A 26,031-nucleotide genomic window follows, 5' to 3' on the forward strand; every position below is an offset into this window, starting at 1 on the left:
CGCGAAGCCGCGCGCGTGCGTCACGTCAATCTTCGAGCGGCAGCTCGCATCCCTTGAACGGGCGCGTCAGGTCGGCGTCGCCGCAGCGGTCGGTGCCGGCGCCGCCGTCGACCACGTCGTCGCCCTCGCCGCCGTCGAGCACGTCGGCGCCGAGCCGGCCGCGCAGCTGGTCGTTGCCCGGGCCGCCGATGAGGGTGTCGTCGCCGTGGTTGCCGACCAGGCGGTCGTTGCCGGCGCCGCCGTCGAGCAGGTCGTTGCCCGCACCGCCGCGCAGGATGTCGTCGCCGTCGCCGCCGTAGAGGAAGTCCTCGCCGCCGAGCGCGAACAACCTGTCGTTGCCCGGACCGCCGTAGAGACGGTCGCTGCCGCCGTTGCCACGGATCATGTCGTCGCCGTCGCCGCCGTAGATCACGTCGTCGCCGCGCGTGCCGATGATGCGGTCGCGCCCCGGCGTGCCGACGCACGGTCCGACCACGCCGTTCACGCGGCAGCCCATCGTGATCGACCGCGCCTGCACCTCGAGCGGCTCGCTCGCGGCGCCCTGCGGATCGGTCACGTACGCCGTGATCACGTACGTCCCGACGCCCGCGTAGACGTGCGTGAGGCTCACGCTGCCCTCCTCGCCGTCGATCGGCGACGTCGCGGTGGACTGCGTGCCGTCGCCCCAGTCGAGCGTCACCGTGTAGGTGCCCTCGGGCAGGACGTCGGTGAAGCGCGCGCTCACCGTGTACGGACGGTCCGGGATGATCGGCGCATCCGGCAGCTCGATCGCGAGCATCGTCGGCGGGACGTTGTCGACCGTCACCGTGCCGTTGAGCTCGGTGATGCCGCCGTCGCGGTCGCGGATGCGCGCGGCGACCGCGTTGTCGCCGAGCGTGGTCGCGACGCAGGTGGTCTCGGCGACGCCCGTCGTCGGCTCGCTCCACGGACCGAAGTCGGCGTCGTTCGGGCAGCGGAACGCGTACGAGAAGCCGGCCGCGCGGTCCGCGGGCGACGGATCGGTCGCGTCGGCGACCGAGACCACGAACGGCTCGCCGTGCTTGACGGGCTCCTCGGGGACGACGAGGCGCCCGCTCGGCGGAGCGTTCGTCACCGTCACCTGCGTCGTCCTGCTGCTGCCGTGCGCGCCGAACGCGTCGACCGCGGTCGCGCGCACGACGTACGTTCCTTCGTTCGCGAACGCGTGCGTCACCGAGCTGCCGCTCGCGGTCGCGCCGTCGCCGAACTCCCACACGAAGGACACGACGTCGCCGTCCGCGTCCGAGCCGGTCGCGGAGAAGCTCTGCGTGCCGCCCTCGACCGTCGAGCCGCTCGCGACGATGCCGGTCGCCGTCGGACGGTGGTTGATGCGCGCGCTGCGGCACGCGCCGCTCCAGTCGAGGTACGAGAACCACTTGCCCTGCTCGGTGTCGGCGGGGTCGGCGTCCTCGAGCGTGTCGCCCATCGCGACCGTGACGAACTCGTCGTTCGGCACGCGCCACGCGCGGCGCTCCTTGCCGTCGCAGGCCTTGTAGTCGAGGCCCAGGTCGAGTGCGCGCACCGGGGTGCCGTTCTCGAGCGTCGCCTCGGTGTTGAGCCAGCCGTGGAACAGGCTCGCGCGCTGGAGCTCGTAGGGCGCGCTGCCGTCCCAGGCCTTGTACTGCAGCAGGTGGCGCGTCTCCGGGGTGCCGGTGACGACCGGGTTGCCGTTCTGGTCGCGGATCGCCCAGGTGAGCGTCGTGTCGTGCGGCGGCGCGACCTCGTTCGTGAGATCGATCTCCGGCGCCATGGTCGCGACCAGGACGCGGAAGATCTCCTGCTTGCCCGCGTCGCTCTGCGCCAGCGCCGCGAGGTTCGGCCGCCCGGAGGTGAAGGTGTAGTTCTCCGACACCTGGTAGGTCGTCTCGGTCTCGCCCTGCGCGGTGCGCACGATGTTTTTGAGCTTGATGGGCAGCTCGCTGAACTCGATGATGTCGAGCAGCGTCGTGACCGCGGTGACGATCGCGAAGATCACCTCGAGAACGACCGCCGCGGCGCCGAGCGCCGAGACGAGCCGGATGCTGCTCGCGACCGTCTTGCCCGCCTCGGTGAGCGTCTTCGACGCGACGTAGGCAGACCGCCCCGCGAACGGGAAGAACGTGTTCGCGAACGCGGTCCAGCCGCCCGCCGCGTAGATCGCGCGCCCGATGGCGCCGGCCGCGACCAGCGACGTCCCGGCGCCGATGCTGAACGCGAGCGCCTTGTAGGTGTTGCCGAGCACCGAGGTGAAGCCCGGCGTGACGATCACGTCGCGGTCGGCGAGCGCGTAGCCGTACTCGAGGAACTGCTCGACCGTCGGGTGGCCGAAGACCGCGAAGACGTCGAACGGCGTCGGCACGCCGGCGCAGCGCATCGACGTCATGTTGTCGTAGTGCTGGCGCAGGAAGTTGTCGAACGCGAAGCAGGTCTCGCCGTCGTCGAGGCCGAGCGCGATCTCCTCGTCGGTGCCCTCGTTCGGCGTCGGGTCGGTGTTCGGGATGCCGTCGACGCCGGGCGAGCAGCCGGTCGTCACGAAGTTCTTGAGGTTGCCGTTCTCGTCGCGCCCGAGCGTGACGACGGTCGTGTTGGGCGAGTGCCAGTCGCAGGTCGCGTACTCGACCGCGTAGTGGAGCGAGTGGAACTGGTCGAGCGCGTTCTGCGCGACGTCGATGCGGCGCTGCCAGACGAGCATCTCGAGCCAGTCGTGAACGCGCTGCTCGTCCTCGCTGCGCTGGTTCGCGGGCTTGAGCAGGATCTCGAGGACGCGTCCGAAGATCTCCGCGCGCACCTGGTCGCGCGCCCAGATCGCGACCCGGTCGCGCTCGCTCGCCGGCAGCCCGTGGCGCGCGAGGACGTCGTCGATCGCGCCCTGCTCGACCGCGTACAGCGCCTGCGTCGCGGGCAAGGTCTCGTCGCGCGTCACCGCGCCGGTGTCGGGGTCGTACATGCGCAGCTTCGCCTCCGGCCTGCGGAAGAAGCGCAGATGCGCGATCTCGATGTCGTCGTCGCCGTCGATCCAGCCGCCGTGGCCCGTGCAGATCGGCCCGCACACCGCGTCGCTCGGCTGTCCGTGGATCGAGAGGCTGAAGCCGTCGCGGCACTGACACGTGCCGGGCTCGCCGTCGGCCCAGCCGCCGTGGTTCAGGCAGGTGTCGGGCTGGTTGCAGACCTCCGCGTTCGGCGTGCCCTGGATCGGGAACGAGGTCAGGTCGGCGCAGTGGCAGAACTGGATGAGCGGGATGCCGCCGCCGCCGTTGCAGTCGGGGTCGTTCGGATCCTGCATGCACATGATGCCGCCCTCGGGCAGCGGCTCGCAGATCGAGCTGCAGATGCCGTTCGCGTTCGAATCGGCGTGCGCCCTGCGCACCCCGAGCACGGGCAGCGGAACCACCTGGGTGAGCGCCAGCGTGACGGCGAGCACCGACCACCACGAGGCGCGGATCCAGGGCTCGCGCGCCCGACGCTTCTCCGACGTTCCGGCGGCCATCACGACCGGTCCTCCTCGAGCCGGCGCTCGACGAACTGCTGGAGGCGGGTCCAGGAGTCGAAGCGGATCGCCTCGCCGGACGCGAGGTGCTCGGCGCGGCCGTCGAGCGGCGCCTCGCCGCCGAACTGGACGAGGAAGGCGCGGGCCGCGGGGAAGCGGACGGTGTGGGCCGCGCTCGTGGAGAAGGATCGGCTGTCGGTGCTCATGGCCGGCCGGGGTAGCGCCGAAACCTTCGAGCGGAACAGGGAGAAAGCGTTCGATTTGCGTTCAACCCGCGCGCGCGGACGAACGGTGGACGATCTCCGCTCCGGGCCGTACCCTCGCATCGCCCGCGCCCGACCCGCCTGCAGCACGATGTCCCGATGACCACCTTCGGCCCCTTCCGCCTCGACGAAGCCGCCGGCCGGCTCTGGCACGGCGACAGCGAGATCCGGCTGCGCGCCAAGTCGTTCGCCGTGCTCTGCGAGCTCGTGCGCCGGCGCGGACGGCTGGTCACCAAGGAGGAGCTGTTCCGCGCCTGCTGGCCCGACACGACGGTGAGCGCGACCGTGCTGCGCGTCTGCATCCGCGAGATCCGCGCCGCGCTCGGCGACGACGGATGTCGCCCGGCGGTGCTCGAGACCGTGGGCCGGCGCGGCTACCGCCTCCTGGTCGAGGACGACGCCGACACGGACGCGACGCCGGCGACGACGCTGGTCGGACGCGACCGCGAGCTCGCGGCCCTGCGTCGCGCGTACGCGCGCGCCGACTCGGGGCTGCGTCAGGTCGTCTTCGTCACCGGCGAGCCCGGGCTCGGCAAGACGACGCTGCTCGAGCACTTCGCCGAAGAGCTCCGCGCGACGACCCGCGCCCGGGTCGCGCTCGGGCAGTGCGTCGAGCTGATCGGCGACAGCGAGGCCTACCTGCCGATCCTCGACCTGCTCGGGCGGCTCAGCCGCGAGGCGGACGGCCGCGAGGTGGTCGCGACCTTCGAGCGCTGGGCGCCGAGCTGGCTCCTGCAGATGCCCGCGCTCATCGACGACGCGCGCGCCGAGGCGATCCGCCGCCGCGTCGTCTCACCGAGCCGCGACCGCATGCTGCGCGAGCTCGCCGAGATGCTCGAGACGCTCGCCGCCGAGCGTCCGCTCGTGCTGGTGCTCGAGGACCTGCACTGGAGCGACACCTCGACGATCGACGCCCTCGCCTACCTCGCGCAGCGCACCAAGCCCGCGCGCCTGCTGCTGATCGGCAGCTACCGTCCGGTGGACGTCGCGCTGCGCGACCATCCGCTGAAAGGCGTCAAGCAAAGCCTGCAGGCGCGCGAGCGCTGCACGGAGATCGCGCTCGAGCTCCTGACGCGCGCCGACACCGAGACCTGGGTCGCGCGAAAGCTCTCGAGCCACGAGGTCGACCCGGCCGTCGCACGCGAGCTCTACGCGCGCACCGACGGCCACCCGCTGTTCCTCGCGTCGCTGATCTACCCGCTCGAGGCGCGCGGCATCCTCGCCGTCCGCGACGGGCGCTGGTGCCTCACGGCGCCGCTCACGGACGTCGTCCCGGACAGCGTGCGGCAGCTCGCGCAGCAGCAGCTCGGTCACCTCTCGCCGGACGAGCGCAGCGTGCTCGATGCCGCGTCGATCGTCGGCAACGAGTTCGCGGTCGCCGCGGTCGCGGCCGCGACGGGCGACTCGCCGGACGTCGCCGAGACGACGTGCACGTCGCTCACCGCGCTCGGCTTCCTGGTCCCCTTGCCGGGCCTCGCGAGCTGGCCGGACGGCACGGTGAGCGCGCGCTACGCGTTCCGCCACTCGCTCTTCCGCGGAGAGATCGACCGCGCGCTCGCGCCGACCGCGCGCCGTCGCCTGCACGCGGCGATCGGCGAGCGCCTCGAGCGCGCGTACGGCGAGCGCAGCGGCGAGATCGCGCCCACCCTCGCCTTCCACTTCTCCCGCGCCGGCGACGACGCGCGCGCCGCGCGCTACCACCGCGAAGCCGCGGCGGCCGCCAAGCGCCGCTTCGCCGACCGCGAGGTGATCACGCACGTCCAGGCGGCGCTCGAGCACCTCGGCCGGCTGCCGGAGACCGAGGATCGCCTGCGCACCGAGCTCGGGTGCCTGCTCGACCTCGGCGGCGCGTACTTCGCGGCGCGCGGCTGCGCGTCGGACGACGCCGTCGCGGCGCACCGCCGCGCGCTCGAGGTCGCGGACCGCCTCGATCAGCCGCTCGCGCGCGTGCAAGCGCACGGCGCCCTCTACACGTTCCACGTCATGCGCGCCGAGCTGCCGCGCGCGAAGGCGATCGCCGAAGACCTGCTCGCGACCGCCGAGCGCTTGCAGGTGCCGTTCTTCTCGTTTCTCGGCCACGTCACGCTGGGCTCGACGCTCTTCAACCTGGGCGACGTGCCCGCAGCACGCGAGCACCTGACGCGCGCGCAGGCGCTGTGGACGCCGGACATGCCGTCGCTGCCGCTCGATCCGACGGTCGTGTGCCGCACGATGCTCGGCTTCAGCGCGCTGCTCGAGGGGCGTCCGGGCGAGGGACACGAGTGGATCGCGCGCGCGCTCGAGTATGCCGAGGCGGCGGGCAACCCGTACAACCTGTCCTACGCGCGCGAGGTCGCGGCGCAGTACTTCGCCACCGCGGGCGAGCGCGAGCGCGCGCGGACGCAGGCCGACTCCGCCGCCGAGATCGCGCTCGAGCACGAGTTTCCGATCCACACTGTGGTCGCGACGCTGGTGCGCGGCTGGGCCGACCGCGACGCCGAGGCGGTGCGCGCGGGGATCGCCGCGTACGAGGCGCACGACCAGCTGCTCGCGACGTCGCTGTTCCGCGGGTTGCTCGTCGAGGTGCTGCTCGAACAAGGGGACGTCGCGAGCGCGCTCGACGAGATCGACGCGGCGCTCGCCTTCACCGAACGCTCGAGCGAGATGCGGCACGCGGCCGAGCTGCACCGCCTGCGCGGCACGGCGCTCCTGCGCCGCGGCGACGACGCCGGCGCGGCGGCAGCCTTCGCGCGCGCGCTCGAGATCGCGCGTGCGCAGGGCGCGCACCTGTGGACGCTGCGCACCGCGCTCGCCGCAGCCGAGCTGCACGCCGCGCAAGGCCGCCACGCGGACGCACGACGGTTGCTCGACGAAGCTTGCGCGCCGTTCACCGCCGAGCCGGCGCCGCCCGAGCTCGCCGCAGCGCGGACGCTGTACGACGAGCTCGACGGTCAGGCGCCGCGCCGCGCGAGACGCCGCGCGAGCCGCTCGTAGTCGTCGGTGACGCGCTCCCAATCGTAGAGCGCGGTGACGCGTGCGAGCGCCGCGCGCGAGCGCTCCTTGCGCGCCTGCTCCGCGCCCGGCAGCAGGAGCACCTCGCGCAGACGCGCGGCGAGGTCGTCCGGATCGTTCTTCGCGTAGTACCAGCCCGCGTCGCCGAGCACCTCGCGGTGCTCCGGGATGTCGTTGGCGATCACCGGCAGTGAAGCCGCCATCGCCTCGAGCAGCGCCGGGTGCGTGCCGCCGACGTCGGTCGCCTGCACGTAGCAGGCGGCATGCGCGCGCAGCTCGTCGTAGCCCGCGCCGTAGACCGCGCCCACCATCTTGACCTTCGGGCTCCGCGCCGCGAGCTCGCGCAGCCGCGCCTTGTACGCGTCCGCGTACGGCGCGTCGCCGACCACGACCAGCTCCTCTTCGACCCCCGAGGCGAGGTAGCCGCGGATCACGACGTCGGCGTTGTTCTCGGGCTCGAGGCGGCTCACGTAGAGCACGTAGCGTCCGGGCGTGACGCCGAGACGCTCGAGCGTGCCCGTGCCGCGCGCCGCCGGCGGCAACGCGCCGTAGGCGATCATCGTCACGTTGCGGACGCCGCGCGCGCGGATGTGCTGCTCGATCACGCGGCAGTCGGCGACCACGACGTCGCTGAAGCGCGGACCGAGCACGGCGGCGAGGCGGTAGAAGCTGCGTCCGAGGACGCCCCACTTGCGCCGCTCGCTCTCGATGCCGTCGACCGCGAGCGCGGTCGCGATGCCGGCGCGGCGCAGGAGCGGCAGCACGCCGAAGTTCGCGCTGTTGCACACGAGCGCAAAGTCGAATTCTTCGCGGCACGCGTGGCGCGCGGCGCGCCAGGTGTGCACGACGGTCTCGAGGTGCTTGCGCGTCGGCGCCGGCAGCACGACCAGACGGACGCCGCGGTACAGCTGCCCGTCGAGCGTCGGATCGACGCTGTTCGTGCGCCCGTACACCGTCACCTGGTGTCCGCGCACGGCGAGGCGCACCGCGAGCTGCTCCGCGAAGGTCTCGAAGCCGCCGTACGCGGCCGGGATGCCGCGCGTCCCGAGGATCGCGATGCGGAGAGGTCTAGCTTGCGCGCTCTCCTCGCGAGCGGACGGCGCTTTGCGGAGCTCCATGCGGGCGTCGTCCGTACCACCGGACCTCCGCAGCGCAAAGACGTCGCACGCAGGCGTCGCCAGGCGCGGCTTGAGTCTGGTAGGAGGCGTTCGCATGTCGATGGACGCGCCGACGCTCGAGCAGATCCGCGAGGGGCTCGCGCGGCTCAAGTACTTCACCACGAGCCGCGTCGAGACCGCGATCTTCCTCGCCGTCAAGCTCGGCAAGCCGCTCCTCGCGGAAGGACCGGCCGGGGCCGGCAAGACCGAGATCGGCAAGGTGCTCGCGCAGCTGCTCGACACCGAGCTCGTGCGGCTCCAGTGCTACGAGGGGCTCGACGAGGCGCGCGCGCTCTACGAGTGGAACTACCAGAAGCAGCTCCTGCGCATTCAGAGCGATCAGGCCGAGCGCCGTCCGTGGAGCGAGGTCTCGGAGCACATCTTCTCGCGCGAGTACCTGCTCGAGCGGCCGCTCTTGCGCGCGATCTCGGCGCCCCGCCGCGTCGTGCTGCTGATCGACGAGATCGACAAGGCGGACGAGGAGTTCGAGGCCTTCCTGCTCGAGGTGCTGAGCGACTTCCAGGTGAGCGTGCCCGAGCTCGGCACCGTGCGCGCGAAGCACCCGCCGGTCGTCGTCCTGACCTCGAACCGCGCGCGCGAGCTGTCGGAGGCGCTGCGCCGGCGCTGCCTGCACGTCTTCATCGACTTCCCCGGTCCCGCGATCGAGGCGACGATCGTCGCCGAGAAGGTTCCGGGGCTCGACGCGGCGCTCGCCGGTCACATCGCACGCTTCGTCGCCGGGCTGCGCAAGCTCGACCTGCGCAAGGCGCCGTCGATCGCCGAGACCCTCGACTGGGCGCGCGCGCTGGTCGCGATGGGCGTGACGGAGCTCGATCCCGCCGCGGTGCGCGCGACCGAAGGCCTGCTGCTCAAGCACGAGGAGGACGTGCGCAAGGCGCAAGGCAAGATCGCAGCGCTCATCGCAGGAGCGCGATGATTTGCGACCCGATCGTGCAGAGCTGCGCGATCCGCGCCACCGGAAGCCTCGGCAAATCGGAGGTCTTTCTGGTGCGGAGCTTGCTCGGCGGGCGCGCGTGCTCTCGCTCCTCGCTCCGCTCGACCGCCTCAAAGCCCTGCTGCTGACCAACGTCGCGCTGCAGGTCGCCGACGGGTACGTGACCGCGCTCGGCGTCGCGCGCGGCTTCGCCGAGGGCAATCCGCTCGTGCGCTGGGCGATGGAGTCGCTCGGCCACGGGCCGGGGCTGGTCGCGATGAAGGCGGTCGCGCTGGGCTGCCTCTTCCTGCTCTACCGGCGCGGCCACCACCGGCTGGTCGAGCCGGGGCTCGCCTACCTCGCGGTCGTGTACTTGACGATGGCGGTCATCCCGTGGACCGTCGTGCTCGCGCGCACGACCGGCTGAAGCTCGGCTGAAGGTCACGGCGCCGCACGCCGGCGCGCCGCACTCGTCGAGGTCTCAAGCGCCGAGGATCGCGTCCGCCGCCTGCGCGAGCGCTTCCTCGAGCGCCTCGACCGAGCGCGCCTGGCGCAGGTTGCTCACGAGGTAGCCGACGCCGGCGTCGGCGTAGGCCTCGACGTCGCGCCGGATCTTGTCGCGCGTGCCGTAGAGCGGACGGTCGTCGTCGCGGTCCGCGTCGCGCACCAGGATGCCCTTGCGCACGCTGACGGTGAACGACGCCGGATCCCGCCCGGCGCGCGCGAGCGCCGCGCGCAGCTCCGTAGCGTGCGCTGCGACCTCGTCCGGTGAGAGGTCGATGAGGTGCAGACCGTCGCCGAGCGCGACCGCGCGCTCGCGCGCCGCTTGCGAGTTGCCGCCGACCCAGATCGGCGGCAACGGGCGCTGCACCGGCTTCGGGCCGCTGCGCACCGCCGGCAGCACGTAGTGCCGCCCCGCAAACGACGCGACCTCGTCGCGCCAGAGCCGCCGGCACACCTCGAGGTACTCGTCGGTGACGCGTCCGCGGTGACGCGCGTCCTGGCCCAGCGCCGCGAACTCCTCGCGCAGCCAGCCGACGCCGACGCCGAAGATGACGCGGCCTCCGGAGAGCGCGTCGAGCGTCGCGACCATCTTCGCCGTCACCACCGGGTTGCGGTACGGCATCACGTAGACGCTCACCCCGAGCCGGACGCGCTCGGTCGCGCCGGCGAGAAAGGCGAGCGTCGTGAGCGGCTCGTAGAAGTGCTCGATGACGCCCATGTCGCCGGGCTTCGGATTCGCGCTGCGGTCGAACGGGTAGACGCTCGCGACCTCGACCGGCGCGACGAGATGATCCGCGACCCACACCGAGTCGACGCCGAGCGCTTCCGCGCGGCGCGCGAGCCGCAGCAGGGCGTCCGGCCGAGCGAGCGGACCGTAGTTCGGCAGCGCGACCCCGAACCCGAGCCGCGCGCTCACGACGGGCGCCCGAGGACGCCGTCGACCAGCGCGGGCAGCGTCGTGCCGAGCGCGGCGCGGAGACGCGCGTCGGCGATCGGGTCGTACGGCGTCGCCGAGCGCGTGAGGATGACGACGCTCGCGCCCGCCTGCTTCGCGACGTCGACCAGCGACGCCGCCGGCTGCACCTGCAGCGACGAGCCGATCGCGAGCAGGCAGTCGCACGCGCTCGCGAGCCGGATCGACTCCTCGAGCACGTCGCGCGGCAGCGCTTGTCCGAAGGACACCGTCGCGGGCTTGAGGATGCCGTCGCACGCGAGGCAGCGCGGCACCTCGCAGCCCGCTTCCAGGCGCTCGAGCACCGGCTCGATGGGCTCGGTCGCGTTGCACTCGAGGCACACCGCGGCGCGGTTCGTGCCGTGCAGCTCGAGGACCTTCATGCTGCCCGCCGCCTGGTGCAGGCCGTCGATGTTCTGCGTCACGACGGCGGCGAGCCGGCCCGCGTGCTCGAGGCGCGCGAGCGCCGCATGCCCGGCGTTCGGCCGGGCGCGCAGCATGGGCGGGATGGTCTCGCGCTTGTACCGCCAGTGCTCGCGCCGCGCGGCCTCCGAGCGCAGGAACTCGCCGTACTCGATCGGTCGGTAGCGCTCCCAGACGCCACCCGGGCTGCGGAAGTCGGGGATGCCGGACTCGGTGCTGAGCCCGGCGCCGGTGAGCGCGAGCGCGCGGCGGCTGTTCCGCAGGAGCGCGATCGCGCGTGCGAGCTGTTCCTGTTCGTCCTCTCGAGCGTCGTCCACGGTGATCAGGTCTGCCGAATGCGCCGGGCGCCGTCGAGAGGCGCTGCGGCGCCGCGCTGGCGTGCGGGCGCGGGCAAGCGGGCACGGGCGAGCGGTCGTGGGCGCGAATGCGTGTCGGCAGCCGTTGTGCGAATACGTCCTTCCGTTTGCGACCGCGGCGCGGGCGCTGATACGCGTCGGCGAGCCGGCGCCCGCGCCGGCGCACGACCATGACGAGCAGCACGCCGCACGCCGTCGATCCGTTCGCGCCCGCGCAGCTCGGCCCGCTGCGCCTGCGCAACCGCTTCCTCAAGGCGGCGACCTTCGAGGGCATGGCGCGCGACAACCTGGTCACCGACCGCCTCATCGACTTCCACCGCACGATGGCCGCGGGCGGCGTCGCGATGACCACGGTCGCGTACCTCGCGGTGTCGGAGGACGGTCAGGGCGCGCCGGCGGAGATCGTCGTGCGTCCGGCGGCCGTGCCCGGGCTGCGTCGGCTCGCCGACGCGGTGCACTCCGAGGGCGCCGCGATCTCCGCGCAGATCGGGCACGCGGGACCCGTCGCCGCGGCGACGGGACGGCGCGGGCTCGCGCCGTCGCGCCAGTTCAGCCCGCTGGCGATGCGCTTCACGCGCGCGGTCGACGAGCGCGACATCGAGCGCATCGTGCGCGACTTCGCGTCGGCCGCGTCGCTCTTGCGCGACGCCGGCTTCGACGCGATCGAGGTGCACCTCGGGCACAGCTACCTGCTGAGCGCGTTTCTCTCGCCCGCGCTCAACAAGCGAAAAGATCGCTTCGGCGGCAGCGTCGCGAACCGGGTCGAGTTCCCGCGCATGGTGGTGCGCGCAGTGCGCGACGCGGTCGGCGACTCGATGGCCGTGCTCGCGAAGCTCAACATGGCGGACGGCTTCCGGGGCGGCGTCGCGCTCGAGGACGCGATCGAGGCCGCGCGCCTGCTCGAATCCGACGGTGCGCTCGACGCGCTCGAGCTCACCGGCGGCAGCTCGCTCAAGAACCCGATGTTCATGTTCCGCGGCGACGCGCCGATCGCCGAGATGGCGGCGTCGTTCCCGCAGCCGATCCGCACGGCGTTCCGGCTGCTCGGCAAGCGCTTCCTGCCGAGCTACCCGTTCGAGGAGGCGTACTTCCTGCCGCTCGCGCGCCGCTTCCGCGACGCGCTGTCGGTGCCGCTCGTGCTGCTCGGCGGCATCAACCGCCTCGACACCGTGCGCAGCGCGCTCGGCGAGGGCTTCGCCTTCGTCGCGCTCGGGCGCGCGCTGCTGCGCGAGCCCGACCTGATCGCGCGCTGGCAGCGCGGCGAGACGGCGGACGCGACCTGCATCCACTGCAACAAGTGCATCCCGACGATCTACCGCGGCACGCACTGCGTCCTGGTGCCGCCGGGCGAGCGTCCGGGCCATCCGCGGACCTGAGAAATCTGCTGCGCTGTCGCAGGCTTACGAGACGCTCGCGGGAGCGGCGCAGAAAACTTACAAGCAAGCTTGACTGTTTGTTTCCTTCGCGATAGCGGTGCCGGGCCATGCCGAAGGCCGCGCCCGCCACTCGCCGCACGCAGGAAGAGCGCAGCGCCACGACGCGCGCGCGGCTGCTCGACGCGGCGGTCGAGTCGCTGGTCGAGCTCGGCTACGGCGGCACCACCACGACGGTCGTCGCCGAGCGTGCCGGCGTGTCGCGCGGCGCGCAGCTCCACCACTTCGGCACGCGCGCGCAGCTCATCGGTGCCGCCGTGCAGCACGTCTTCCAGGGCCTGACCGACGCGTACCGCGAGGGCTTCGCGGCGATCCCGCCCGACGCCGATCGCGTCGAGGCGGCGGTCGACCTCTTGTGGAAGATGTTCCTCCAGCCGCGTCACCTCGCGGCGCTCGACCTCTACCTCGCCGCGCGCACCGACCCCGAGCTGCGCGCGGCGCTCGCGCCGGTCGCCGCGCGCCACCGCGAGAACGTGATGAAGCTCGCGCGCGAGTACTTCCCCGAGGCGGCGAAGCACGGCGCGCGCTTCACCGTGCTGCTCGACCTGATCCTCGACGCCATGCTCGGCATGGCCGTCGCGCGCGGGCTGTACGGCGAGCGCGAGGGGGATCGGGCGGTGCTGGCCGAGCTCCGGCGTCTCGCACGCGAGCTCGTCGACAACACGTAACGCATTCGAGGGCCGGACCATGGAATCGTCGCAGCTCGTCCTCTACGCCGTGCCGGGATTCATCGCCTGCATCCTGCTCGAGCTCTGGGCCGGCAAGCGCGGGCGCCGCGTGCGCTACGAGCCGCGCGACACCGCGGCGAGCCTGACGATGGGCGTGGGCAGCGTGATCGTCAGCGCGCTGATCGGCTCGCTGGTGGTCGCGGCGTTCGTCGGCGTCCACCAGCTGCGGCTCTTCGACCTCGGCCACGCGTGGTGGGTCTGGGTCGCGTGCTTCTTCGCCGAGGACCTCGCCTACTACTGGTTCCACCGCGTGTCGCACGAGCGGCGCTGGTTCTGGGCGAGCCACGTCGTGCACCACTCCTCGCAGCGCTACAACCTGTCGACCGCGCTGCGCCAGACGTGGACGGGCAAGGCGACGCTCGGCTTCATCTTCTGGCTGCCGCTCGTGCTGATCGGCTTCCCGCCGGACGTGGTGCTGTTCTTCACGGCGACGAGCCTGCTCTACCAGTTCTGGATCCACACCGAGGCGATCGACCGCCTCCCGGCTCCGCTCGAGCTCGTGCTCAACACGCCGAGCCACCACCGCGTGCACCACGCGACCAACCCGCGCTACCTCGACGCCAACTACGGCGGCGTGCTGATCGTCTGGGATCGCCTGTTCGGCACCTTCGTCGCCGAGACCGCCGCCGATCCGCCGCGCTACGGCATCGTCAAGAACATCTCGACCTACAACCCGCTGCGCATCGCGTTTCACGAGTGGGCGGCGATCCTGCGCGATCTGCGCACCGCGCGCTCGCTGCGCGAGGTGATGGGCTACCTCTTCGGACCGCCGGGCTGGAGCCCCGACGGCTCGCGCGAGACGACCGAGATGATCCGCGCGCGCTGGCGCGCGGAGATGGGCGCGAGCGCGGGGCGCGAGGCGGCCTAGCCAGAGCGTCGGCCGCTCGCGGGCGCGCGCTCGCGCCACGCCGCACGTCGGACGGTCGGGACGCGTTCGTCCCCGACCGCGCGACGGATCCGCTCAGCTCTCGAGCATGGCGCCGCAGCGCGGGTCGAGGAACGAGCGCAGGTACTCCTGCGCCTCGTCGTAGTCGTGGATGCCGTGGTACGTGTGCAGCAGGTCGCTCGCGCGCGGCAGGATCTGCGGCATGCGACGCTCGAGGCTTTCCACCGTCCCCGAGCACGCGAGCCCGGCGACGTCCTCGATCGAGCCGATGAGGTCGTCGCCGCTCAGCTGCTCGATGAACGCATCCAGCGTCTTCCAGCCGAGCGGATCGCCGCGTGACACGTCCGCGACGACGAGGCTCTCGACGCTCGCGCAGCGCGCGGCGATCGTGTCGATCATCCGCGTCGTCACCCGTCCGATGCGCGCGTAGCCGGCCTCGCAGCGCGCCGCGACCTGCTGGCGCCGCCGCACGTAGTCGGCGACGTTCGAGCCGTCGAGCTCGCGCTCGCTCTCGAGCGAGAGCGCGAGCGCCTCGTTCGCGCAGCGGTCGAGCTGCTGCATCATCGTGCTCGCGAGCTTGACGCTCTGCTTGGCGATCACCTTGTGGCACGCCACGACGCGCTTCTGCTCGTCGGCGGTGAGCGGCACGGCCGGCTGCGGGGCCTCGAAGAAGAGGCAGCCCGAGGTCGAGAGCATCGAAAGCAGCAAGGCGGCGACCGGCACGGACCGCCGCAGGTTCGTCAAGCGCATGGTTGTCTCCCTCCTCGTCGCGTCGTCGATCCGTCGCGAAGGACGCGCAGAACCGCCGCGCCGATTGCGGCGGCGCGCGAGAGGTCGGCCGCCTGCAATCGGCAGGGCGCGTTGCGTCGTCCTCTCCCGGACGAACGTGCCGCCACACGGCGGGAGGGAGAGTGATCATGAACCCGAGCACCATCCGGCTCGCCCTGGCGAGCCTCCTGGTCCTCGCGCTCGGCGGCGCCGACGCCGCGAGGGCCGCCACGATCCAGGTGACGATGAAGAAGGACGTTGTCGCGGACGACGGCCGCTGCTCGCTGCGCGAGGCGGTCACCGCGGCGAACACGAACAGGCCCTCGGGACGCACCCCGGGCGAATGCGTCGCGGGCGATCCGCACCCGGTGGTCGACGTCATCAAGCTGCGCCGCGGCGGCTACGTGCTGAAGCTCGGCGGAGCGGGCGACGACCTCGATCTGGGCGGCGACCTCGACATCGCCGAGTCGGTCCGCATCGAGGGCAGAGGCTTCAAGACCAAAGTCAAGAATAGGATCGGGAAGCTCAACGTCGTCGGCGACGGCGACCGCGTGTTCCACGTCGACCCTCAGGCGAGGGGCGGGGTGGACGCGTTCCTCGTCAACATGACCATCACCCGGGGTGACGTCGGCTGCACGGGCGACGGCTGCGCGACCGGCGCGAGCGCCATCGAGATGAACGGCCCCGGGCAGCTCACGATCGAGCGCGCCGCGGTCGTGCGCAACACGGCCAAGTGCGTCGGCGAGAGCTGCAACGACGACCGCCAGGGCGCTGCGATCCGCGCCGTCGGCGCGGGGCGCTGGTGATCCGGCGCTCGAAGATCGCGCTCAACTCGACGAGCTGCGAGGGCTCACGCTGCGCGGCCGGAACGTCGGCCATCGTCATGTACCGCGCGGCGGGCCCTGCCGTCGCAGACTTTGCCCTCCAGAGGACCACGGTCACGAAGAACTCGTCGACCTGCTTCGACGAGCAGTGCATCGCCGGGGGCGCCATCAGCGTCACGGCGCGGACCATCACGGCCAACATCCTCGACCTGACGGACAGCCGCGCCTCGTGCGTCGGCGACGGCTGCGACGTCGCCCCGCTCTACGGCCTGCTCGGCCGCGAGGGCGCGACGATCCACGACGTCGAGATCAGCACGAACGAGACGCGCTGCTTCGGCGATGCGTGCGCAACACGCCCCGTCTTCGCAGCGCAGGGCGGCTCCGGGGACGTCGTCTTGACCAAGATCGGCGCCCAGACCAACGACAGCTCCTGCGAGGGAGCGGAGTGCGCCCTCGGAGGTCAGATCGATCTCTTCGGGCGCGGCATCCTGCTCGAAGATGCGGTCGTCGAGGGCACGCAGAGCTCTTGCAACGGCGAGAAGTGCATCGCGAGGAGCGTGCTCTCCGTCGATGCGCGCGAGCGCCTCGTGCTGCGCGAGCTCGCGGGGATCGACAACCTCGCGCGCTGCAGAGGCAACGCCTGCGCCACGCGCGGCACGATCTTCGCCGCCGGCACGTCGGTGGAGATCGACGGCGCGGCGCTCGAGGCGAACAAGGTCTTCTGCGACAGCCCCGGCTGCCGTGCCGGCTCGGTGCTCGACGTCGACGGCGTCGACAGCGTCACCGTCTTCGACTCGAGCGTGCTCGACAGCGCCGTCGCCTGCATCGGCGAGGGCTGCATCCTCCTCGACGTCGTCGATCTGTTCGCGAGCGCGGGCCGGATCGACGTCGAGGAGAGCCTCGTGCGCGACAACGCCGTCGGCTGCGCGAACTCCGACTGCGAAGCGCGCGGCGTTCTCGCCGCCGTCGCGCCCTTTCTGGTCACGCTTCTCACGACGGACATCGACCAGAACGTGCTGAGCTGCACCGGTGCACGCTGCTTCGTCGAGCAGCTCGTCCGGCTCTCTTCGCAGGAGGTGACTCTGAGCAGCACCGTGCTCGAGTCCAACGAGTCGCGCTGCGAGGGCACGAGCTGCCGCAGCGCCGCGATCGCCCTGCTGGCCGGGAGTGAGTCCAACGTGATGGGGAGCCGCTTCGCCCGCAACCGCTCGCTGTGCAGCGGCACGGGTTGCCAGGTCGGTCTCGGCGGCGCCCTGCAAAACACCGCGACGCTGCTGTCCATCAAGGACACCGTCTTCTTGAGCAACGCGACCGACGGCTTCGGCGCGGCGATCTTCAACACCGCGGGCAAGGAGATCGTCCTCGAGCGCACGACCCTCGAGAGCAACGCGGCCGGGCTGAACGGCACGATCGAGTTCGGCGGCGCCGGCGGCGCGATCTACAACGACGCGTCGAGCGGCGCGAAGGGCAAGCTCACCGTCCGCAACAGCACGATCCGCAGCAACCGCGCGACCTTCGGCGGCGGCGGCATCTTCAACGAAGGCGTCATCGCCGCCTTCACCGGCAACCAGCTCGCCGGCAACCAGCCGAACGACTGCACGAACTTCGGCGGCACGGGCTGTCCGTAGCCCGAGCGCAAGCGCGCCGCGGCGGCAAGACGCCACCGTCGCCGCGGCGCGCTTGACATCCGCGCCCCGCGCACGCTGCGATGGTCGGTCCATGGCAGCGCGGCGCGTCCGCAACATCGTCCTCCCGCTCCTCGTGTTCGCGGCCGTGCTCGGCGCCGTCGAGCTCGCCGTGCGCGCGACGCTGCCGCACTACTCGAGCCGCGACTTCTTCTTGACGCTGTTCGGAGATCCGCCGGACAGGACACCGCGCAACCAGCAACCGCTCTTCGAGGGCGACCCGGTCCTGTTTTGGCGGCTGCGCCCCAACGTCGACCGCACGATCTGGGACTTCACGGTCGTGTCGACCAACGAGCAGGGCCTGCGCCATCCGGAGCGCATCGAGCGCAAGCGGCCGGGGACGTTCCGCATCGTCTGCCTCGGCGACTCGGTGACCTTCGGCTACCGCATCCCGCTGGTCTTCCCGGACGCGCCCGAGCAGTACGACCGCGACGACGCGCCGTACCCGCGTCGCCTCGAGCGCCTGCTGCGCGCCGAGGATCCCGCGCGCGACGTCGAGGTGATCGCGCTCGCCGTGCCGGGCTACAGCACGCACCAGGGGCTCTTGCTGCTCGAGCGCTGGATCGACGCGCTCGAGCCCGACCTGGTCATCATCTGCTTCGGCTTCAACGACGTGTCGCTGAAGCCGAGCCCGGACCACGTCGTGATGTCGCGCGGCTTCCTCCCGACGGTGCTGCGCGCCGTCGTGAGCTCGAGCCAGGCGTTGCTCCACCTCTGGTCGTGGTGGGCGAACGGTCCGGGCGCGCCCCCTCCTGGCCCGCCGCCGCGGCTACAGCCGCGCGTGCCGCTCGAGCGCTACGTCGAGAACATCGGCGCGATGGTCGCGCTCGCGCGCGAGCACGGCGCGCAGGTGCTCGTGGTCGGCCCGGTCTACCGTGATCCGCAGACCAACCCGCCCGAGGGCCGGCGGATGCGCCTCTATCGCGACACGCTGCGCGCGACGATGGAGGCGAGCGGCGTGCCGTACCTCGAGATCGCGGAGCTCACCGAGGCCGCGCATCTGGGGAATGCCCTGCTCTTCGGCGAGCACATCCACCCGAGCAGCCTCGGCCATCAGCTCATGGCCGAGCGGATCCTCGCAGCGCTGCGCCGCGCGGGGCTGCTCGACGCGCCGTCGTCCAGCGCGCCGAGCGCCGCCGCCGAGCGGAGCTCTTCCGGCTCAGCCCTTCTGCAGGATGTGGATCACGCACACGCTGCCGCCGCCCATCATGTGGCAGAGCCCCGTGCGCGCATTTTCCACTTGACGCTTGCCCGCCTCGCCGCGTAGCTGCAGCGTGGTCTCCCAGATCTGCGCGAGCCCGGTCGGACCGCCGGGGTGGCCGCGCGCGATCAGACCGCCGTCGGTCGAGAACGGCACGCGACCGCCGAGCTCGAAGTCGCCGCGCTCGATGCACGCCTCGGCCTCGCCGGGCGCGCAGACGCCGAGCAGCTCGTAGTACTCGAGCTCCTCGATCGCGAAGGCGTCGTGCACCTGCACGAGGTCGAGGTCCTTCGGTCCGAGCCCGGCCTGCTCGTAGCAGGCCTTCGAGGTGTCGACGGTCATGCGCGCTGGTCCGACGACCGGGCCCATGAACAGGTGGCCGCGCTCGTAGCGCTCGCTCTGCAGCGCCGACGCGACGACCTTCACCACCGGGCGTCCCGGGTTGAGCTTGCGTGCGAGGTCGGCCGGTCCGACGATCGCGCACGCCGCGCCGTCGCCGATCGGGCACGACATCATCGTCGTCATCGGCCAGGCGACCATGCGCGACGCGAGCACCTTCTCGACGCTCACCGGCTTGTCGGGCTGGCGCTGGCTCATCGGGTTGAGCGCGCCGTTGTTCCAGTTCTTGGCGGCGATCTTGGCGAGGTGCTCGGGCTTGGTGCCGCGCTCGTGCATGCGGCGCGTCGCCCACATCGCGAAGAACGCGGCCGGCAGGATCGCGTCCTCGAGATTCGCCGGATCGGTGCCGGCCGTCGTGTCCTGGACCATGCTCGTCATCTTGTCGAAGCCGAGCACCATCACGACGTCGTAGCGGCCGTGCGCGACCGCGGCGACCGCCTCGTAGAGGCACGCCGAACCGGTCGCCGAAGCGTTGTCGAGCCGCTGCACCGGCAAGCCGGTGAGGCCGAACTCCTTCATCACGCGCACGCCGGTCATCACCGGCGCGAAGATCTGGCCGACGAAGGCGGCGTCGACGTCCTTGAACGTGAGCCCTGCGTCCTTCAGCGCGGCGAGCCCCGCGATGCGGCCCATCTCGGCGTTGCTCGAGTCGGGCCACATGCCGAAGCGATGCATGCCGACGCCGAGGATCGCGACCTCTCTCGTGTTGCTCATGCCGCACCTCCGGCGACGCTGGTCGGGCGGAAGCGCAGGATCACCACCTCGGTCGTGCCCTCCTCCCGGATCGGCTCGAGCTCGGCGACGAGCGGCATGCCGATCTTGTAGTCCTCCTGCTTGCCGGCGAGCGGCACCTGCACGCGCGGCCCTTCCGGCAGGTCGACCTGTCCGACGCCGTAGCCGACGTGCTCCATCTTGGTCGAGCCGAACAGCGGGAAGTGCACGAAGGTGTAGCTGTAGAGCGTGCCGTTCGGACCGAGCAGCACCTCGCTCGTGTTCTCGGACATGCACTTCGCGCACACCGCGCGGCGCGGGAAGAAGTGCTCGCCGCACGCGTCGCAGCGCGTGCCGAGCAGCCGCGGCGGCTCGGCGGGATCGTCGGGTACGGTGAAATAGCCCTGCTTCAGCGGGCGCCTCGAGGTCGCTGCCACGTCTCCTCCTGTTCCGGCTCGCGCGTGTACCGCTCGGTATACGAGCGACGGCCGCGTGCGCGCAACCGGACGCCCGCAGCCTGCTCGATCTCGCGCGTCGCCGAGCCTGCGGTTGACTGGCCGCCTGCGGCGCGTTGGATGGGCGTCGTGCGCGAGCGTCTGCTGAGCTTCGTCACGCGGCTGCGCGCGGTCGGGATCCGCGTCTCGATCGCGGAGACGCTCGACGCGATGGCGGCGGTGGAGGCCGTCGGCGTCGAGCGCGAGGTGCTGCGCGAAGCGCTCGCCGCAGCTCTCGTGAAGGACGAGAACGACCGCGCGGCCTTCGACGCCGCGTTCGACGAGCACTTCCCGCTGCTGCCGTTGCCGGCGTCGGGCGGACGCAGCCGCAAGCGCGGGCGTCGGGGTGCTGCGGGCGACGACGGCCACGCGGGCGCGCCGTCCGGAGGCTCGGGGGGCGGAGGCGGCGGCGCGCCGCGCGCGAGCGAAGAGCGGGAGAGGCGAGACGACGCGCGCCCGACGCGCGCGCCGGCGGTCGCGCAGACCGCGTCCCAGGCGGCGTCCCGCGCGCTCTCGTCGCCGCACGAGCCGCGCGTCGGCGTGCGCGCCGGCGAAGCGCCGCGCGCGAAGGCCGAGAGCGCGCGTCCGCGCGCCGAGCGTCCGGCCGATTCGCGCCACGCCGCGCTGCCGGCGCGCCACGGACCGGTGCACGACCGACCCGGCGCTCCTCCTCCTCCGCCCGCGCCGCTCCGCCAGCGTCCCTTCGCCGACCTCGACCCGGACGAGCTCGACCGCGCGCGCGCCGTCGCCCGCGAGCTCGGACGGCGCTTCGCGGCGCGCACGTCACGGCGCGAGCGCCGCGAGCGCCGCGGCCACGTCGACATCCGACGCACGATCCGCCATGCGGTCGCGCGCGGCGGCGCGCTGATCGACCTGCAGCGCCGCGGACGGCGTCCCGGCAAGCCGAACCTGGTCGTGCTGTGCGACGTCTCGGGCTCGGTCGCGCGCGCGAGCGATCTGCTGCTGACGATCCTCGCCGGCGCCGAGAGCGCGTTCGCGCGCGTCACGCGCTTCGCGTTCGTCGACCGCCTGGTGCCGATCGACTTCGAGGACGGCCACGTCCGCCCCGAGGGCGAGCTCGACTACCACGCGTACTCCGACCACGGCGCGGCGCTCGCCGACCTCGAGGCGCAGGCCGAGCGCATCCTCGACCGGCGCACGGTGCTGCTCGTGCTCGGCGACGCGCGCAACAACCGACGCCCGGCGCGCGCCGACGTCCTGCGGCGGCTCGCGCGCCGCGTCCGCGCCGTCGTCTGGGCTGTGCCCGAGCCGCGCGAGCGCTGGAACACCGGCGACAGCGCGCTCGCGGCCTACGCGGAGTCGGCGGATCTGGTGCTCGAGGCGACCTCGCTCACCGGGCTGCTGGCCGCGCTGCGCGAGGCGGCGCGTCGCTGAGAGGCCGCAAGTCGCTCATCGGCCGCGCGAGGCCGAGCGCTGCATGACGCCGATTGCCGGCGCGTCGCGATGGAGCGCGTGGCGGGCGCGCCGCGCCTCCGCTAGACAGCCAGCGCGTGAGCTGCGACGCGAGCGGATCCGGGCCATCCGGCGTCCCCATCCTGCGCGCCGGCGAGCTCGCGCCCGGCCGCTCGAAGAAGTTCGTCCTGAGCTGCGGCGGGCGCGAGATCGAGTGCTTCGTGGTCAACTGGCAGGGGCAGCTGCGGGCGTACGTGAACCGCTGCCGCCACATCCCGATGACCATGGACTGGGTCGAGAACCAGTTCTTCGACGAGGCGGGCGAGTTCCTGGTCTGCCCGACCCACGGCGCGCTCTACGAGCCGGACCGCGGCGAGTGCGTCTTCGGTCCCGCCTGCGGCAAGGCGCTGTATGCGGTGCCGCTCGTCGAGCAGGGCGACGAGGTTCTGGCGCTCTGCCCGGACCCGATCCCCGACTGACGGCCTTCTCGCTGCTGGCTCAGCGCGTCATTCCGGCTCGTCGCCGAAGTGGGCGCGGATGATGCGCTGCTTCAGGTAGTCGAGCGTGCCCAGGTCTTCGACGATGTCGCCGCCGGTGTCGTAGAAGAAGATCTCGCCGTTCTTGTTGCGTCCGACGGCGACCAGCCATTCGAGATCGTCTCGGTCCTCGAGCAGGTAGTTGATGGTCTGGGCCACGCCGCGCCCAGGGATGATGGTGATCTTCGGTTTGACCGTGGACTTCTCTTGTTTGGCCATGAATTCCGCCATCCCTCTTGCCCGCGACATCGGCCGCAGGATCGAGCGGCGACCTCGACCGGCTCGCCGGGTCGCAACACGATAAGGACCCGGCCATCTCTAAGTCAACCGAGACCTTCGCCCGATCGGGGTCGCGCCGCCGACGTTACTTCTCGATGCTGTCTTCGGACCGATTCGCGCGCTTCGTGAGTCGCGCGCGTGATCTTCTAGGACGCATGGACGCTCGTTGCACGGCGCCTCTTCAATCTCCGTGCGCCGTTCTACGACATGCAGGGGCCGTGTGGTAGACGAGCCCGCCATGCAGCCGGACCCGCAGCGCCGCCCAGAGCGCATCCGTCGCGCGCGCCGCGAGGACATCCCGGCGTTGCTGCACGTCGTCGGCGGGCCGCCGGAGCGCCGCGTGCGCGCCCTGCGGCGGCTGACCAAGACGCTCGCCGCCGACCTCTACGTGCTCGACCGGGCGGCCGAGGTGCGGGGCGTGGTCGCGGTCATCTACCGCCGCAGCCTCGCGCACGGCGGGCTCACGGCGACCATCGATGCCGTGCACGCATGGGACGAAGCCGGCGCCGAGCAGACGCGGCGCGACACCGAGGCGCTCGTCGCCTGCGCCATCGACCGCGCGCGACGTCGCGGCTGCGTCGCCATCGACGCCGCCCTGCCCGCCCCCGAGGTGCGCGCGGCGCTCGAGGCGCAGGGCTTCACCACGGGCCCGAGCCAGCTCGTCCTCGAGCTGGGCGACCGGCAGGCGACCACGACGAGGGAACCTTCATGACGCGATTCACCATCGGCCTCCTGCTCGGCCTGCTGATCGGCATCGCCGGCACGGCGGCCTTCCTGATCACCGCCGGCGGCGGCGACTACCTGATCGTGACGAGCCCGCGCGTGCGCGAGCTCGAGGCCGCGCTGAAGAACGTCGACCAGGACCGCCAGTGGCTGCGCGAGCGTCTCGACGAGGCGCACGACGCGCTCGCCAAGCTCGAGTCGCGGTTCACGGCGCTCGCGGCGCGCTTCGAGTCGATCACCAGCGCCGCGACCGGCTCCGACGCAGCGAGCTCCGGCGCGGCCGGCTCCGCTGCGGCGACCGGCGAGGACGCCGCCGCGCCAACGCAAAGCCCGGCGCCGACCGCCACCCCGCTCGCCGATCACGGCGAAGGCGGTGCTGACGGCGCCGGGCTCGAAACGGAGCCGGCGGACGAGCCGGCGAGCGCGTCGTAAGCGCCCGCGACCCGTCCGCCGGTCACGATCAGCGCGTGCTCAGCGGGCGATCCCGCGCGGGAAGCCGCGCGACGCGGGCGGCTTCGGCGTGCCGCTCGAGCCGCCGCTCGAGCCACTCGAACCCGAGCCGCTCGTGCCGGAGCCATTCGATCCGGAGCCGCTCGTGCCCGAGCCGGTGTTGCGCTTCTGGCTCGCCTGGCACTGCGTCAAGCTACGCGAGCCGGTCGTGCGCGTCGCGCACGGCACGATCATCGCGGCGCTCGTGTTCGGCAGGACGACCCGCACCGCCAGCGCGTTGCCGATGAGGTTCTTCACCTCCGGCGCGATCGCGCGCAGGTTGACGAGCATCCCGCCCTTCTGGGCGCGGCGCAGGCTCACCGCGAGGTTGCGCGAGTTGTAGCTCGCCGTGGTGCCGTTGCGGTTCGGACGCAGCGCCCCCGCCGGGACGTCGAAGGCGTGGATCTGGTCGCTGCTGATCGCGAACTCGAAGCGGATCGTCGGCACGGTGCGCGTGTCGACCAGACCGCCGAAGTTGCCCTCGAAGACGATCTGCGCGTCGTCCGAGCGGGTCGAGGCGGTGATGTTCGCCTTGCCCGAGAGCAGCGTGCAGGCCTGGTCGGGACGCTGGTTCGGCAGGTCGGCGCACGCGTCGCACGCGTCGCCGATGCCGTCGCCGTCACGGTCCACCTGACCGGGGTTCGCGACGTTCGGGCAGTTGTCGCTCGCGTTCGGCACGCCGTCGCCGTCGCTGTCGAGCGGATCGGCCTTCGGAGTCGGCGTCGGCCCAGCCGGCTTCGGAGTCGGCGTCGGCTTGGGCGTCGCCGTCGGCTTCGGAGTCGCGGTCGGCTTCGGAGTCGGCTGCGGAGCCGAGCTCGTGTCGCCCGAGTCGTAGAGGTACGCGATCGCGCCGTGGTCGTAGTCGCGCAGACCCGCGCCGCGGCCGTCGAAGTGCGCCATCCAGTACATGGTGGCGTCGCTCACGAAGGAGCTGCTGGTGTGCGTGTCCGCCGAGTGCGCGAGACCGAGCGCGTGGCCGAGCTCGTGCGTCAGCACCTCCTTGAAGTTGCGGAAGTCGGTCTTGCTCCAGAAGCCGCAGTTGTTCCAGCCGTTGTTGAACACGACCGAGCCCGACGTGATCGTCTGGTACGGCGTGCCCGGACGGATGCTGCCGCTCGCGCAGAAGCCGCCGACGGCGAGAACGCCGCTGCAGCTCTTCGGATCGTCGATCTCGTTGCGCGGGTCGTTGAAGGAGATCGTGAGCGCGCCCGGCACGCACTGGAAGCCGGTGCCCTGACGCTCACCGTCATACTTAAGATTCATCGTCGAGCCAGGGAGCCCGCTCCATGCGGCCGCTGCCTCGATGACGGATTGACGGCTGCCCGACGTGCCGATGTACGCGTCCCCCACCAGGTCGCCAAAGACGCGCACGGGGAAATCGAACCAGCGCGACGCCGGCTGCATCAGGCGGAACTGCGTGGTCGCCTGCGCGCGGCCGACGAGCTGCGGCGCGTTCGCGACCACCGGCTCGGCGTTGCGCAGCGTCGGCGGAACGCGACGCAGGAAACGATTGAGCGACTCGATGCGCCGCCCGCGCCCCTTCGGGCTCACGCGCGACAGCCAGATGCGGCCGTTGTTCGCGACGCGCGCGCTCACCTTGCCGAGTCCGAGGTGATGCGTGCGCAGCACGCCGGTCTCGTCGACCTTCAAGTACACGAGCACGGTCTCGCCGACGCTGTACTCGGGCGAGCCGAAGATCCACTGGCGCGAATCACCGACGGCGCCGCCGAACTCGCGCAGCACCAAGCGGTCACCCGCGCGCGCGCCCTTGTACCCCTCGTGTACGCGCAGCGTGACTTCGGTCGCGATCTGCGAGCCGTCGTACGATTCGACGCTGCGCAGATCGCTCACCGTGGCGAGCACGACCGCGTCCGCGGTCTCGAGCATCTCCTCCTGCTCCGGTACGACCCACGTCGTCGCGCGAGCCGTCGTCGCACACGACAACGCAACAATTACAGAAAATACGATTCCACAAGCACTCGGCCGCATCGGACCCTCCCCGTTGCAGGGCGGGTCAGCAACGGGGGTGCCATGAGTCGCGCACGTGAAAGTGCCGTGTTCTGCGCGCGCAGCGGCACGTCGCCATAGCTTGCGCGTAGCGAGCGCGTGACGGCACCGTTGAAAAGATGACGATCGCGGTCGAGAGCGGCCGACGATTGACGCTCGCCGCTTTCGCGTCGCGCGCGGCCGATTGAAAAAGACGCCGCAGTCGACGCTGCCGCCGATGCTTTGTCGCCCGCGCAGCGGCGTTCACCCAGGCGCACGCTCAAGCATGCGGGAACGCTGCGGCACGCGAGCTCCCGCTACGCTGACGACTCACGCTCTGCGGCGCTGGCGCTCAAGTTCCGCACCGCAGATGCCGTTGAATGTTCGGCGTGACTTCGCTTTGGGCCTGTGG

Annotated in this window: 23 protein-coding genes; 13 read left to right on the forward strand and 10 right to left on the reverse strand. The window is 72.0% G+C overall.

The genetic code is table 11. The annotated features are described in order from the left end of the window. Positions 1-25: 25 nt before the first annotated feature. Entirely contained in the window at positions 26-3,484 is a 3,459-nt protein-coding gene (locus VIS07_10630) for a PKD domain-containing protein (protein ID HEY8515956.1), read from the reverse strand. Then, complete coding sequence (locus VIS07_10635; GenBank protein ID HEY8515957.1) at positions 3,484-3,690, reverse strand: hypothetical protein; 207 nt, start codon at positions 3,688-3,690, stop codon at positions 3,484-3,486. Before VIS07_10635 ends, VIS07_10630 begins: the two co-directional genes overlap by 1 nt. Positions 3,691-3,846: 156 nt before the next feature. Between VIS07_10635 and VIS07_10640 the strand changes: the two genes are divergently transcribed. Then, positions 3,847-6,720: an AAA family ATPase gene (locus VIS07_10640; GenBank protein ID HEY8515958.1), complete on the forward strand. Its 2,874-nt coding sequence runs from the start codon at positions 3,847-3,849 to the stop codon at positions 6,718-6,720. On the opposite strand, the gene VIS07_10645 is transcribed toward VIS07_10640, so the two are convergent. After that, positions 6,678-7,856 (reverse strand): glycosyltransferase, encoded by a 1,179-nt coding sequence (locus VIS07_10645; protein ID HEY8515959.1) that lies wholly within the window; start codon positions 7,854-7,856, stop codon positions 6,678-6,680. The genes VIS07_10640 and VIS07_10645 overlap by 43 nt on opposite strands. Positions 7,857-7,956: 100 nt before the next feature. Here VIS07_10645 and VIS07_10650 point away from each other — a divergent pair, with 100 nt between their 5' ends. Together VIS07_10650 and VIS07_10655 are read left to right on the forward strand one after the other, a co-directional pair. Then, positions 7,957-8,832 (forward strand): MoxR family ATPase, encoded by an 876-nt coding sequence (locus VIS07_10650; GenBank protein ID HEY8515960.1) that lies wholly within the window; start codon positions 7,957-7,959, stop codon positions 8,830-8,832. Between the two features lie 97 nt (positions 8,833-8,929). After that, a complete protein-coding gene (locus tag VIS07_10655) occupies positions 8,930-9,256 on the forward strand; it encodes a DUF5658 family protein (GenBank protein HEY8515961.1) in 327 nt (108 codons plus the stop codon). A gap of 54 nt (positions 9,257-9,310) precedes the next feature. On the opposite strand, the gene VIS07_10660 is transcribed toward VIS07_10655, so the two are convergent. After that, a complete protein-coding gene (locus VIS07_10660) occupies positions 9,311-10,249 on the reverse strand; it encodes an LLM class F420-dependent oxidoreductase (GenBank protein ID HEY8515962.1) in 939 nt (312 codons plus the stop codon). Further along, positions 10,246-11,025, reverse strand: a complete 780-nt coding sequence (locus tag VIS07_10665; protein HEY8515963.1) for an NAD-dependent deacylase — start codon at positions 11,023-11,025, stop codon at positions 10,246-10,248. The genes VIS07_10660 and VIS07_10665 overlap by 4 nt, the downstream gene beginning before the upstream one ends. Before the next feature lie 209 nt (positions 11,026-11,234). Between VIS07_10665 and VIS07_10670 the strand changes: the two genes are divergently transcribed. From VIS07_10670 to VIS07_10680, 3 genes are all read left to right on the forward strand, one after another. Further along, on the forward strand, positions 11,235-12,440 hold the full coding sequence (locus VIS07_10670) for an NADH:flavin oxidoreductase (GenBank protein ID HEY8515964.1): 1,206 nt from the start codon (positions 11,235-11,237) through the stop codon (positions 12,438-12,440). A gap of 107 nt (positions 12,441-12,547) precedes the next feature. After that, positions 12,548-13,165 carry a TetR/AcrR family transcriptional regulator gene (locus tag VIS07_10675; GenBank protein HEY8515965.1) on the forward strand — a complete coding sequence of 206 codons (618 nt, stop codon included), beginning with the start codon at positions 12,548-12,550 and terminating at the stop codon, positions 13,163-13,165. A 19-nt stretch (positions 13,166-13,184) separates the two neighbouring features. Continuing rightward, positions 13,185-14,093, forward strand: coding sequence for a sterol desaturase family protein (locus VIS07_10680; GenBank protein HEY8515966.1), 909 nt, complete (start codon positions 13,185-13,187; stop codon positions 14,091-14,093). A gap of 93 nt (positions 14,094-14,186) precedes the next feature. Here the strand turns inward: VIS07_10680 and VIS07_10685 are convergent, their stop codons facing one another. After that, positions 14,187-14,861, reverse strand: a complete 675-nt coding sequence (locus VIS07_10685) for a hypothetical protein (protein ID HEY8515967.1) — start codon at positions 14,859-14,861, stop codon at positions 14,187-14,189. 167 nt (positions 14,862-15,028) lie between these two features. Here VIS07_10685 and VIS07_10690 point away from each other — a divergent pair, with 167 nt between their 5' ends. From VIS07_10690 to VIS07_10700, 3 genes are all read left to right on the forward strand, one after another. Further along, a complete protein-coding gene (locus VIS07_10690; protein HEY8515968.1) occupies positions 15,029-15,685 on the forward strand; it encodes a hypothetical protein in 657 nt (218 codons plus the stop codon). Then, the gene (locus VIS07_10695; protein HEY8515969.1) at positions 15,682-17,331 is read left to right on the forward strand and encodes a hypothetical protein; all 1,650 of its coding nucleotides are present in this window, start codon (positions 15,682-15,684) and stop codon (positions 17,329-17,331) included. Before VIS07_10690 ends, VIS07_10695 begins: the two co-directional genes overlap by 4 nt. A gap of 91 nt (positions 17,332-17,422) precedes the next feature. Next, complete coding sequence (locus tag VIS07_10700; GenBank protein HEY8515970.1) at positions 17,423-18,655, forward strand: GDSL-type esterase/lipase family protein; 1,233 nt, start codon at positions 17,423-17,425, stop codon at positions 18,653-18,655. Here VIS07_10700 and VIS07_10705 read toward each other — a convergent pair. Further along, a complete protein-coding gene (locus tag VIS07_10705) occupies positions 18,548-19,702 on the reverse strand; it encodes a thiolase family protein (protein ID HEY8515971.1) in 1,155 nt (384 codons plus the stop codon). The two genes, VIS07_10700 and VIS07_10705, sit on opposite strands and share 108 nt — an antisense overlap. Further along, positions 19,699-20,136: an OB-fold domain-containing protein gene (locus VIS07_10710; GenBank protein HEY8515972.1), complete on the reverse strand. Its 438-nt coding sequence runs from the start codon at positions 20,134-20,136 to the stop codon at positions 19,699-19,701. The genes VIS07_10705 and VIS07_10710 overlap by 4 nt, the downstream gene beginning before the upstream one ends. Positions 20,137-20,283: 147 nt before the next feature. On the opposite strand from VIS07_10710, the gene VIS07_10715 reads away from it, so the two are divergent. Together VIS07_10715 and VIS07_10720 are read left to right on the forward strand one after the other, a co-directional pair. Next, positions 20,284-21,588 carry a VWA domain-containing protein gene (locus VIS07_10715; GenBank protein ID HEY8515973.1) on the forward strand — a complete coding sequence of 435 codons (1,305 nt, stop codon included), beginning with the start codon at positions 20,284-20,286 and terminating at the stop codon, positions 21,586-21,588. Positions 21,589-21,704: 116 nt separating this feature from the next. Further along, on the forward strand, positions 21,705-22,085 hold the full coding sequence (locus tag VIS07_10720) for a Rieske 2Fe-2S domain-containing protein (GenBank protein HEY8515974.1): 381 nt from the start codon (positions 21,705-21,707) through the stop codon (positions 22,083-22,085). A gap of 27 nt (positions 22,086-22,112) precedes the next feature. Here the strand turns inward: VIS07_10720 and VIS07_10725 are convergent, their stop codons facing one another. Then, the gene (locus VIS07_10725; protein ID HEY8515975.1) at positions 22,113-22,373 is read right to left on the reverse strand and encodes a hypothetical protein; all 261 of its coding nucleotides are present in this window, start codon (positions 22,371-22,373) and stop codon (positions 22,113-22,115) included. 286 nt (positions 22,374-22,659) lie between these two features. Between VIS07_10725 and VIS07_10730 the strand changes: the two genes are divergently transcribed. Together VIS07_10730 and VIS07_10735 are read left to right on the forward strand one after the other, a co-directional pair. Then, entirely contained in the window at positions 22,660-23,133 is a 474-nt protein-coding gene (locus VIS07_10730; protein ID HEY8515976.1) for a hypothetical protein, read from the forward strand. Next, positions 23,130-23,576, forward strand: a complete 447-nt coding sequence (locus VIS07_10735) for a hypothetical protein (protein ID HEY8515977.1) — start codon at positions 23,130-23,132, stop codon at positions 23,574-23,576. Before VIS07_10730 ends, VIS07_10735 begins: the two co-directional genes overlap by 4 nt. Before the next feature lie 39 nt (positions 23,577-23,615). Here VIS07_10735 and VIS07_10740 read toward each other — a convergent pair whose 3' ends face one another. Then, positions 23,616-25,520 carry a thrombospondin type 3 repeat-containing protein gene (locus VIS07_10740; protein HEY8515978.1) on the reverse strand — a complete coding sequence of 635 codons (1,905 nt, stop codon included), beginning with the start codon at positions 25,518-25,520 and terminating at the stop codon, positions 23,616-23,618. Between the last annotated feature and the right edge of the window lie 511 nt (positions 25,521-26,031).

The organism is Candidatus Binatia bacterium (assembly GCA_036563615.1).
Lineage (GTDB): Bacteria > Desulfobacterota > Binatia > UBA12015 > UBA12015 > DATCMB01.

Coding starts and splice junctions, on each gene's coding strand:
- VIS07_10685 (HEY8515967.1), bottom strand. CDS start 14,861: ATGCGCTTGACGAACCTGCGGCGGTCCGTGCCGGTCGCCGCCTTGCTG.
- VIS07_10700 (HEY8515970.1), top strand. CDS start 17,423: ATGGCAGCGCGGCGCGTCCGCAACATCGTCCTCCCGCTCCTCGTGTTC.
- VIS07_10705 (HEY8515971.1), bottom strand. CDS start 19,702: ATGAGCAACACGAGAGAGGTCGCGATCCTCGGCGTCGGCATGCATCGC.
- VIS07_10680 (HEY8515966.1), top strand. CDS start 13,185: ATGGAATCGTCGCAGCTCGTCCTCTACGCCGTGCCGGGATTCATCGCC.
- VIS07_10630 (HEY8515956.1), bottom strand. CDS start 3,484: ATGGCCGCCGGAACGTCGGAGAAGCGTCGGGCGCGCGAGCCCTGGATC.
- VIS07_10650 (HEY8515960.1), top strand. CDS start 7,957: ATGGACGCGCCGACGCTCGAGCAGATCCGCGAGGGGCTCGCGCGGCTC.
- VIS07_10725 (HEY8515975.1), bottom strand. CDS start 22,373: ATGGCGGAATTCATGGCCAAACAAGAGAAGTCCACGGTCAAACCGAAG.
- VIS07_10675 (HEY8515965.1), top strand. CDS start 12,548: ATGCCGAAGGCCGCGCCCGCCACTCGCCGCACGCAGGAAGAGCGCAGC.
- VIS07_10740 (HEY8515978.1), bottom strand. CDS start 25,520: ATGCTCGAGACCGCGGACGCGGTCGTGCTCGCCACGGTGAGCGATCTG.
- VIS07_10690 (HEY8515968.1), top strand. CDS start 15,029: ATGAACCCGAGCACCATCCGGCTCGCCCTGGCGAGCCTCCTGGTCCTC.
- VIS07_10645 (HEY8515959.1), bottom strand. CDS start 7,856: ATGGAGCTCCGCAAAGCGCCGTCCGCTCGCGAGGAGAGCGCGCAAGCT.
- VIS07_10670 (HEY8515964.1), top strand. CDS start 11,235: ATGACGAGCAGCACGCCGCACGCCGTCGATCCGTTCGCGCCCGCGCAG.
- VIS07_10735 (HEY8515977.1), top strand. CDS start 23,130: ATGACGCGATTCACCATCGGCCTCCTGCTCGGCCTGCTGATCGGCATC.
- VIS07_10730 (HEY8515976.1), top strand. CDS start 22,660: ATGCAGCCGGACCCGCAGCGCCGCCCAGAGCGCATCCGTCGCGCGCGC.
- VIS07_10640 (HEY8515958.1), top strand. CDS start 3,847: ATGACCACCTTCGGCCCCTTCCGCCTCGACGAAGCCGCCGGCCGGCTC.
- VIS07_10635 (HEY8515957.1), bottom strand. CDS start 3,690: ATGAGCACCGACAGCCGATCCTTCTCCACGAGCGCGGCCCACACCGTC.